Annotated in this window: 2 protein-coding genes; one reads left to right on the plus strand and one right to left on the minus strand. The window is 71.5% G+C overall.

The genetic code is table 11. From position 1 onward, the window contains the following. Positions 1 to 32: 32 nt before the first annotated feature. Entirely contained in the window at positions 33 to 761 is a 729-nt protein-coding gene (locus ACNFOC_RS54025) for a ZIP family metal transporter (RefSeq protein ID WP_416966262.1), read from the minus strand. 139 nt (positions 762 to 900) lie between these two features. Between ACNFOC_RS54025 and cobM the strand changes: the two genes are divergently transcribed. Beyond that, positions 901 to 1,725 (plus strand): precorrin-4 C(11)-methyltransferase, encoded by an 825-nt coding sequence (gene cobM, locus ACNFOC_RS54030; RefSeq protein ID WP_416966263.1) that lies wholly within the window; start codon positions 901 to 903, stop codon positions 1,723 to 1,725. Positions 1,726 to 1,752 lie beyond the last annotated feature (27 nt).

Below are 1,752 nucleotides of genomic sequence, written 5' to 3' on the forward strand. Positions count from 1 at the left end.
TCATGCAGGTCGCCGCGGCGGCCCCCGGAAGATCAGCCGGCCAGGCCCACCACCAGCCAGATGAACGCCGCTCCCGCGACCGTGCACAGCAGGGTCGCGGGCGCGGGGTGTTCGTGGTGGGCCTCGGGGAGGATCTCGGCGGCGGCGAGGTAGAGGAGCACGCCTCCGAAGAAGCCGAGATAGCTGCCGAGCAGGGCCTCCGGGATGGTGAGGAAGGCCGTCGAGGCGGCGCCCGCCACCGGGGCCGCCGCATCCGCGACCAGCATCGCGATCGCCTTGCGGCGGGCGTTGCCGTACAGGCTCGTGATCGTGTACGTGTTGAAGCCGTCCGCGAAGTCATGGGCGATGACCGCGAGCGCGACCGCCGTGCCCATGCCGCCGCCCACCTGGAAGGCGGCGCCGATCGCGACCCCGTCCATGAAGCTGTGGCCGACCATCGCGGCGGCAGCCGTGAGGCCCACCTCGGGCGCCCTGCCGTTGTTCTCCTCGGCTCCGTGCGAGGCCTGGCGGGCGGCGAGCAGGCGTTCGACCAGATGGGCCACGAGGAAGCCAGCCACGAAGAGCAGCAGGGCGGCCGGTACGCCGAAGACCTCTCGGCCCGCCGCGTGCAGCGCCTCCGGCAGCAGGTCGAGGCCGACCACGCCCAGCATCAGGCCGCCGGCCAGGCCCAGCACGAGATGCCGGCGGTCGGTCACCCGCTGTGCCGTCCAGCCGCCGGCCAGCGTCATCAGGAACGCGCCGAGCGCGACGAAGACCGCCATAGTCCCCTTGCTATCCGATCAACCCCTGTTCGCGCACATCCTGGCCCACTCCACCCCCATTCGTATTGACGTTCCCCACGTCTCCCGCGTCTCCCCCGTTCCGTATGTTCCGCATGTTGTGTTTGAGAGGATCCGATCCATGGCCGATGCCGATACCCCCACCGGCAAGGTGACCTTCGTCGGTGCCGGCCCCGGCGCCGCCGATCTGCTGACGTTCCGTGCCGCGCGCGCCATCGCCGAGGCCGACGTCGTGATCTGGGCAGCCAGCCTGGTGCAGGCGGAGGTCCTCGACCACGCGCGCGAGGGCGCCGAGATCCTGGACTCGGCGACGATGTCCCTGGAGGACGTCGTCGCCGTCTACGAGCGGGCCGAGGCGGAAGGGCTGCGCGTCGCGCGCATCCACTCCGGCGATCCTGCCCTCTGGGGCGGTACCCAGGAGCAGGTCGACCGGTGTGCCGCGATCGGTATCGCGACCGAGATCGTCCCCGGTGTCTCGGCGTTCTCCGCCGTCGCCGCCCTCGCGCAGCGCGAGCTGACGATCCCCGAGGTCGCGCAGTCCGTCGTCCTCACGCGGCTCGGCGGGGGCAAGACGCCGATGCCTCCCGGGGAGGAGGTGCGGGAGTTCGCGCGCCACGGCACGACCATGGCGATCTTCCTGTCGGCCGCCCGCAGCGGGCAGTTGGTGCGGGAGCTGCTGGAGGGCGGCTATCCGACGGAGACGCCCGTCGTCGTCGCGTATCAGGCGACCTGGCCCGAGGAACTGATCGTGAAGTGCACGATCGCCACGCTGGAGGAGACGGTCAAGGAGCACAAGCTCTGGAAGCACACCCTCTTCCTGGTCGGCCCGGCCCTCGACGCCCACGGCACCCGCTCGCACCTCTACCACCCGGGCCACTTCCACGGTTACCGCAAGGCCGACCCGGAGGCCCGCAGGGCCCTGCGCTCGCGGGGTGCGAGCACGTGATCACGGTCCTGGGGATGGGGACGGGGA

Source organism: Streptomyces colwelliae (assembly GCF_048158785.1).
Taxonomy (GTDB): Bacteria; Actinomycetota; Actinomycetes; order Streptomycetales; family Streptomycetaceae; genus Streptomyces.

Coding starts and splice junctions, on each gene's coding strand:
- ACNFOC_RS54025 (WP_416966262.1), bottom strand. CDS start 761: ATGGCGGTCTTCGTCGCGCTCGGCGCGTTCCTGATGACGCTGGCCGGC.
- cobM (WP_416966263.1), top strand. CDS start 901: ATGGCCGATGCCGATACCCCCACCGGCAAGGTGACCTTCGTCGGTGCC.